Below are 8,989 nucleotides of genomic sequence, written 5' to 3' on the forward strand. Positions count from 1 at the left end.
CGATTGACTTTCAGTTACTTATCTCGTACATGAAACTTTAACTTTTACTACAACTCTATAAGCTAAATGCAAGATTGCCTACCCTGTTGATAGCGGTTGTTGCCACAAGGCAAAACGCATAGGCTTATGAAAACAGAAGGCCATTGAGCATTTCTCGCTCAATGGCCTTCTATGTAAAACGCCTGATCTTAACTACGTGAATTTAATTACCTCATCATTTACTTACCGCTGATAATGGTACCCGATGCCGACTTACCACCCACCGTTACGCGGTAGAGCAGGTGGGCCTGATTGCCTTTCACCTCGTAGCTTACCGGCTCGTTCACACCCTTCTGTACATTCACCTTAAGGGCATCTACTTTGCTACCGCTTGTTGTGTACCAGTCGATATTGGCGGTGCCGTCAACCGGAGACGTGATCTGCAGGAATACGCGGCCGTTGTGCGGGTTCGGGAAGGCTTTTACCGTCAGTTCCGTCGTCTCTGCCGACTCAGTAGCTGTAGCAATCCGGGCCGGGCTGTTCTGGCAGATACAGTTAGGTCCGCCCAGGTCGGTACTCTCGGTCTTCTTGCCAGCCTTAGTCTCAACTTCGATGATTGCACCGGTCTGGTCTCCGGCCAGCACAAACGCGAACACATCCGAATCGTTGTTCTTGATACCTTCCCCTATTACATCGTATTTAATACCATGAGCCTTTTTGCTAACGGGTACACTCACTTTGTAAGCGTTGTGCAGTCCGGTATACGTAGAGCCGTTGGTCGGTGAAACGACGCCAATATTTTTATTGATAATAAAGGCAATATACGATAACGCACTTGCGCACCCTTTGGCGCTGACGCTGAATGTGAAATGCGTATTGGTGCCATCAAACACCATGCTGGTCAGATTAGCGGTGAAACAGCCGGCATTTTGAGCCGTTTTAACCGTGATCAGTTGGGAACAGGAAGCCGGATTGCCACAGGCGTCGGTTACACTCCAGGTCCGGGTGATGATGTAGCTGCCATCGGCGCAGGCGCTTACCTGGTCGGTATAGGTCGGTGATAAAGTGCCGGAGCAATTGTCAGTTGCGGTAGCCAGCCCGGTAATATTAGGCGTTACAGCCGAGGTACAAGCTACGGTAACATTGACCGGACAGGTAATCATTGGCGGCTGATTATCCACCACAGCAATTGTCTGGGTAGCACTCACCGGCGCATTACAGCCGTCATTGACCGTCCACACCCGATAGATGACGTAATTACCCGAGCAGGAGCCGGCCACCGTGTTCGTTGAGAATGTGGGCTGGATGTTGGGTACGCAGTTGTCCTGGGCCGTCACACTGGCTACAGGCGGCACAGCGTTGCAGGCCACGGTCAGGTTGGCCGGTACGCCGATCAACTGGGGCGGCTGGTTATCTACGACGGCTACCACTTGCGTAGCACTCACCGGCGCATTACAGCCATCGTCGACGGTCCATACCCGGTAAACAACGTAATTGTTGGCGCAGGAGCCCGGCACTAACGTTGAGGTAAAATTGACCTGTATATCAGGCACGCAGTCATCCTGGCCGGTTACATTAGCCGGGGATGGCACGGCATTACAGGCAACTGTCACGTTGGCCGGTACACCTACCAGTTGGGGAGAATTGTTTCTGACAGTGATGGTCTGGGTCGCACTGATAGGGGCCGTACAGCCATCACTGTAGGTCCATACCCGTGTGATGATGTAGTTACAGCCACTGCCGGTCTGCGACTCGGTAGGCGCTACCAGTGCGGTACCGGAACAGTTATCACTAACGGTAGCCGTAAACGCTGGTGGCACACTGGTTCCGCAGGAAATTGTCACGTTAGCAGGTATGCCGTTGAAGGCCGGCTGCTGCGTATCGTTAACCACAATAGTCTGTATGGCCGTAGCGGTGTTGCTGCAGGGGTCGGAGGCCATGTAGGTACGGGTAATCGTGTAGCTATTCGCACAGATTGAGTTACTGATTACATCGCTCACGTGGGTTACCGTTACTGTCCCTCCGCAATTATCCGAGGCAAAATTGGCCAGTGTATTCGGGACCGGCGCAGGTACGTTAGCCGCACACTGTACCGTTACGTTAGCCGGAGCCGTAATGGACGGTGGTGTCAGATCGGCTTCAACGGTATATGTAAACGTGCAGATTTGAGAGACTTCCGTATTATTAATAGTGTTGCTGTTATCCAGATCATCCCATACGGTTATCGTCCGGGTAATAGTCTGATTACTCTGACTACATACGTTTACCGTTGCATTATCAACGCTGGTTATCCGGATCGTACCACACGGGTTATTCCCGATGGTCATATTATATGGAGCCGAGGTCAGCGCACTAACTGTTGTTGGCGGAGGTGGAATGTTCGCTAACGTAGAACAGGTAAACGTGCCCAGAGTGGTATTGGCCGGGCAGGTAGCGAAAAACTGGCAGCACGAACCAACTACAACCTGATTGACCTGGGTATCAATGGTGCCATTGGCGTCTTTAACAATCAGCGTTACACTCTTGGTGCCTGTGGTGGTATACTGGTGAGTAACCAGGGTACTGGTGGTTGGCTCGGAAGTGCCGTCTCCGTAGTTATACGTAAAGGAGTACGGTTTTGTCCCACTCGCAGTCGTATTGGTGAACGACACCGATTGCGTTGTCTGGCCGGCAACACAGGCCGTAGCGGATATAAAACTGGCAACCAGAGGAGCGGCCACCGGGAAGATGGTAGGGTCTTTACCACACTTCGAACTGATAATATTGTCACACGTAAACCCACCAGCACAAACATTATCATCCTTGTTAATACCCCAGGCCAGAAATGCATTGCCGACGGTAACCGCCGAACCACAGGGCCAGGTCACCGGAATATAGAATTCAGTTGAACCTGAAAATGATTGGGGAGTGCAAAAACTGACAACAGAAGGCGCGTTGTTGCCCACAGTAAGCTCAGCCGCCAAATACAAGCTATACCGGGTGGCACCTCCGTTAGCTGTGACGGTAATAGCCAGAGTAGCGTTAACAGGCTCGCCGGGGGTGCATGACAGGGCGGATGAGGGAACTATCAGCCGCGCAGAAGAGATGCTTACTTCTTTGGCATCACAACCGGGACAGGAAGTTACCTGACCGTAACTGTTGCTTATGTTTCCTAATAAGCCGGCCAGGAAACAGCAGATGGTGATGAAGTGCGCGTTCAGGAAGGTAAACTTCCGATTCGCAGGGGTGTGGCCTTCCCGGCTCTGTTGAGCGGCAGGAAACCTTAATCGGGTTAAGCGTAAACGTTGATAATTCATAAATGAACGTGTTTACTGTGATATTGGAGAAACTAGTCATTTTTTACCAGTTGTCCAACAAAGTATCTGCTTATCGAAAATAAATAATTCAATAAATTTTAATTCACAAAAAAACATAACACCAAAGTCATTTATACACATTATCAGTTACTTATAATATTTTTTGATAGCCCAGATGAACGCCTTGAGGATTACAGGCAAGTTGGGCTTACTTAAAATCCAGTGAGTATATACCGCTATAAAAAAAGACCGATGAGCGTTATGCTCATCGGTCCACTGTACATTATCAATCCTGATCCATATTCCGGATTACCCGGAAACCAGACTAATTACTTACCACTGATGATAACACCCGAAGCAGCCTTACCACCAACTGTAACGCGGTAGATCAACTGCTGGATATTACTCTTCACGTCGTAACCCACCGGCTCGTTTACACCCTGCTTCACATCTACTTTCAGGGCATCTACTTTTGTGCCACCGACAGTGTACATGTCGATATCAGCAGTGCCGGCTACCGGTGAGGTGATCTGCAGGAATACGCGACCGTTGTGCGGGTTCGGATAAGCTACTGCTTTCAGCGTTAAGTTCTCAGCCGATTCTGCCGATATACGGGCCGTAGGCGTTGTAGCCAGGAAGCGGCAGTCGGTAAAGGCTTCGTTCACCGCACTGACAGCTTCATTTACTGCTGATAAGCTAATGCCACCGATAGACTGCCCACCCAACGCCATATTAGCCAGCGTCAGCAGGTTAGCAACGGTTCTACCACCCATACCATCCAGGTAGTCCAGCACACTCTGAGGAATGGTCACGGTCTGCTCGGTTCCGGGGATCGGACTTCCTGAAACGCAACCCGTAGAGGCCAGGGTGGTAATCGTATTCGTCAGCACGAAACTATTTAGTTCCGGATTCCGGCGCACGTTCAGCGACAGCGCAATAGTCTGTCCCAACAAGACATTCTCGAAAGTGCCTTTTTTGTCCTTTTTAACCCCGCCTACCAGCGTCGCCGGAGATCCACCAGCCGGCAGTCCGTCGATCACAATCTTCACACCAGCGGCACCAGCAGGTATCGTGTACGTGTTTCCGCCCGATCCTACCGTTAGCGGAGAGCTAAGGAGTTGCGTCAGGATATTCGTAGTAGATTGTTTACTGCCATTGTAGCAGTACTTTCCACCCTTGTTACCCCAGCCGCCCATCGTTTGCGTGCAGTACTGGTCGAATACGCAGTTTGTAGCGGCACTGAGGGTCTGCTGTGCAGCAGGAGAGATACAGCCGGTGCTCTTCAGCCGGGCCACAATGGAGTACGTATTCGGACTAAGATCTCCAAAAACTGTGTTATCCGTGTAGGCTCCTCCATTCAGGCTATACTCGTAGTCATTGCCGCCACCATCCAGCGGTGCTGTTACCGTAATGCTGCCGGTAAGCACAAAACAGTTTGGCTGTACTGGCGATAAGGTCGGCGCATCCGGCAGTGTTTGGTTAACCCTTATTTCCTGATTCAGAACGACGGTACAGCCGTTGGGGCTCGTAACCGTTACCGAATAGGTAGTGGTGGTAGTGGGGCTAACGGTGATCTGGGCCGCAGTCTCACCCGTGCTCCACAGGTACATACCTCCGCCTGAAGCCGTCAGCGTAGCCGACGTGTTGATACAAGTCACTTCTGTCCGATTAGCCTGAATATTGGCATTTGGAGCTGTCTGATCAGTCCCGATCTGCTGCGAAGCCACGGCGGTACAGCCGTTGGCTGCTGTCACCGTTACCGAATAAGTCGTAGTCGAAGCGGGGCTGACGGTGATCTGGGCGGCAGTCTCACCCGTGCTCCACAGGTACGTACCGCCACCGGTCGCCGTCAGCGTGGCCGATGGATTGGCACAGGTCACGGTCGTACGATCCGCCTGAATACCCGCCGATGGAGTAGCCTGGTCCACACCGATCTCCTGCGTAGCCACGGCCGTACAGCCATTGGCGCCCGTTACCGTCACTGAATAAGTGGTGGTGGTAGTGGGGCTAACGACGATCTCAGCGGTCATGGCACCCGTGCTCCACAGGTACGTACCGCCACCGCTCGCCGTCAGCGTAGCCGATGGATTGGCGCAGGTTACCGTGGTGCGGTTAGCCTGGATACCCGCCGATGGGGCAGCTTGGTCCACGCCGATCTGCTGGTTAGCGACTGCCGTACAGCCGTTGGCTGCTGTCACCGTTACCGAATAGGTAGTGGTGGTAGTGGGACTGACGGTGATCTGGGCCGCAGTCTCCCCGGTGCTCCACAGATACGTACCGCCACCGCTCGCCGTCAACGTAGCCGATGGATTGGCGCAGGTTAAAGTCGTGCGATTTTCGGAAATATCAGCTTGTGGCACATCGGTGCTGACACCAATCTCTTGCTGGGCCACGGCGGTACAGCCGTTGGCTGCTGTCACCGTTACCGAATAAGTCGTAGTCGAAGCGGGGCTGACGGTGATCTGGGCGGCAGTCTCACCCGTGCTCCACAGATACGTGCCGCCACCCGTAGCTGTCAGTGTAGCCGATGGGTTGGCGCAGGTTACGGTCGTACGATCAGCCTGAATACCTGCCGATGGGGCAGCCTGATCCACGCCGATTTGCTGAGTAGCTACTGCCGTACAGCCATTGGCACCCGTTACCGTCACTGAATAGGTAGTAGTGGTAGTAGGGCTAACGGTGATCTCGGCGGTCATGGCACCCGTGCTCCACAGATACGTACCGCCACCTGTAGCCGTCAGTGTAGCCGATGGGTTGGCACAGGTTACCGTGGTGCGGTTGGACTGAATACCCGCCGATGGGGCGGTTTGATCTACACCTATTTCCTGCGTAGCCACTGCGGTACAGCCATTAGCGGCTGTCACCGTTACCGAATAAGTAGTGGTGGTAGTGGGACTGACGGTGATCTGGGCCGCAGTCTCCCCGGTGCTCCACAGATACGTACCGCCACCGCTCGCCGTCAACGTAGCCGATGGGTTAGCACAGGTTACCGTGGTGCGGTTGGCTTGTATACCGGCATTCGGCACCGCCTGATCGGAACCGATCTGCTGCGAAGCCACGGCGGTACAGCCGTTAGCACCCGTTACCGTGACCGAATAAGTAGTGGTGGTAGCGGGGCTGACGGTGATCTGGGACGCAGTTTCCCCGGTGCTCCACAGATACATACCACCACCGGTCGCCGTCAGCGTGGCCGATGGATTGGCACAGGTCACGGTCGTACGATCCGCCTGAATACCCGCCGATGGAGTAGCCTGGTCCACACCGATCTCCTGCGTAGCCACGGCCGTACAGCCATTGGCGCCCGTTACCGTCACTGAATAAGTGGTGGTGGTAGTGGGGCTAACGGCAATCTCAGCGGTCATAGCCCCGGTGCTCCACAGGTACGTATCGCCACCGGTCGCCGTCAGTGTAGCCGATGGATTGGCACAGGTTACCGAGGTGCGGTTAGCCTGAATATCCGCTACAATGGGATTAGTAACGGTTACCGTATACGACTGTTGATCTACCTGGGCAGGATTAGATGCATCGGTGGCAGTTAAGGTAACCGTGAACGTTCCTGTACTGGTATACGTGTGCGATACAGTCGGGCCGGTAGTAGAGGTGGCCCCATCGCCAAAGTCCCATAGGTAAGAGTAAGGCATCTTTCCTCCGTTGGTAGTGCTGGTGAAGGAAAAGGTCTGGGACACATTCCCAGGCGTTCCCGTTGGGCATGCCCCGGCAAAGACAAAATCAGCAACCAAAGGTTCAACTATATCAATTGGCGTCGGGTAATAAAAGCATTTAGGATCAATCGCTGCGCAATCGATGGCTCCATTTGAATCTCGGTAGAAACTACAAACACTAATACCGACGCTCTGATTTGACTTGGCCGACCAGGCGGTAAACACATCACTCAGTGTGAGATTTGTACCGCAGGTCCATTGAATAGGCTGGGATAATGTCACACTTTGGAGACCATCGACGAATGTACGGTCAATACATTCGTCGATGGTCCCTACGTTTACCCCATCGATGGTAATTTTTCCTGACACATAAAACCCATATCGTTCATTAGCATTAACATCCAGGGTAATCTTCAGATACGCGGTAAGAACCGTACCCGGCGTACAGCCAGGTGTTAATACATTTCCCTGCGCATCGACTAACTCTACTGTTTGTACAGCAACGTCACTTGCTTTGCAATTGTCACATGGTGCTTGTCCAAACGCAAGATTGGAGACAAATACCAATAACAGGCAGCAGAACACGAGGAAAAACCTGTAGGCCTTTCCGCCGTTCCGACTAATGCTCCTGACTGAGAAATGATCCCTCAAGGGAGTGTGTATAGATGTGTGCATCATAAATAAATATGTAATTGGTTAATCAAAATAGGACTACTTGAATTCAATGCGCAGTCTAAGTATAAATTATGAAGGAAGCCTAATCGACTTTATTAAACGGCAGCAATTTTTCACGTATATAGACTATTATACTTATCACTGTCCTTCAGGTGTTTGCAATGTACCAGATTGGTTACATAGTTAATTTTTACTAGGGTTATGTTTTGCTTATAAATTACCTGGCGCTATAGTGATAAATCCTTAATTCATAATAATTGAAAAGCGTAAAAATAGAATCCCCGTTTGGCAGCAAAACGGGGATTCTATTTTTACGCTTTTGGAGTACTTAACTAATCTTACTTACCACTCAGGATGGTCCCCGATGTCGACTTCCCACCTACACTAACCCGATAGATCAGTTGCATATGGTTACCCTTCACATCGTAGCCTACCGGTTCATTGACACCCTTTTGTACATTCACCTTAAGGGCATCTACCTTGTGACCACCTACGGTATACCAGTCAATGTCAGCTGTGCCGGCTACCGGCGAGTCAATCTGCAGGAATACGCGACCGTTGTGCGGGTTCGGATAGGCGTTCACCTTCAGCTCCGAAGTCTCAGCCGATTCTGTTGAGGCTATGCGAGCGTTGACATTGGTGTTACAGGCACAATTACTTCCAACGTCAACCGACTCTGCTTTTTTGCCTGCTTTCACTTCAACGGTTATATCCTGAACATCTCCACTCACCGAGAATGTAAACGTATCGCCCTGCCCGTTCGGAATTCCGCCAGATATCACTTCGAACTTGATACCATTCGTATTTTTAGCAATTGGTGCGATTACCTTATATGAAGCGAAAGACGTCTTATAAGGAGAAGGCGGGCCCGATACAGTTGCAGTCCGATTATTTACGATAAACGAAATGTAGGATAGGGCGTTAGCACAATTATTAGCCAGAGCATAAAAGGTAAAGGTTGTCTTACTACCGTCAAAATACCTGTTTACCAGGGTGACATTAAAACAGCCGGCCGTTGAAGGCATTGTCCAGGTTACCGTATGTGATGCAGTCGTCTGGTTGCCACAATTATCCCTCGCCGTCCAGGTTCTGGTTTGAGTACGGATACAACCGTTTGCCCCAACTGAACTGGTAGAAGGTATAGCTGTTACTGCGCCATCACAATTATCAGAAGCAGAGGCAGTACCAAAGGCGGCCTCAATATCACTGGTAGATGGCGAGCAGCCAAGAGTTGTAGTCGTGTTCTGACCGGCACTTAACGTTAAGGTTGGGGCCTGCGTATCACCACCGGTGTACACCACCACGGCATTAGTCGTGGCATTGTTGCAACCATCCTTTACTGAGTAGGTGTAGGTAGCCGTCCAGGCACAATCCGTG

The 8,989-nt window shown here is 51.6% G+C and carries 3 protein-coding genes; all 3 read right to left on the minus strand.

Going from position 1 to position 8,989, the window contains the following annotated elements; all coding sequences use genetic code 11:
* Positions 1-218: 218 nt before the first annotated feature.
* Positions 219-3,275 carry an HYR-like domain-containing protein gene (locus ABD949_RS10025; RefSeq protein ID WP_345243059.1) on the minus strand — a complete coding sequence of 1,019 codons (3,057 nt, stop codon included), beginning with the start codon at positions 3,273-3,275 and terminating at the stop codon, positions 219-221.
* 329 nt (positions 3,276-3,604) lie between these two features.
* Positions 3,605-7,306, minus strand: coding sequence for a PKD domain-containing protein (locus ABD949_RS10030; RefSeq protein ID WP_345243060.1), 3,702 nt, complete (start codon positions 7,304-7,306; stop codon positions 3,605-3,607).
* A gap of 644 nt (positions 7,307-7,950) precedes the next feature.
* On the minus strand, positions 7,951-8,989 hold a 1,039-nt coding region (locus ABD949_RS10035), incomplete at its 5' end, for an HYR-like domain-containing protein (RefSeq protein WP_345243061.1).

This window comes from Nibrella saemangeumensis, assembly GCF_039541915.1.
GTDB lineage: Bacteria > Bacteroidota > Bacteroidia > Cytophagales > Spirosomataceae > Nibrella > Nibrella saemangeumensis.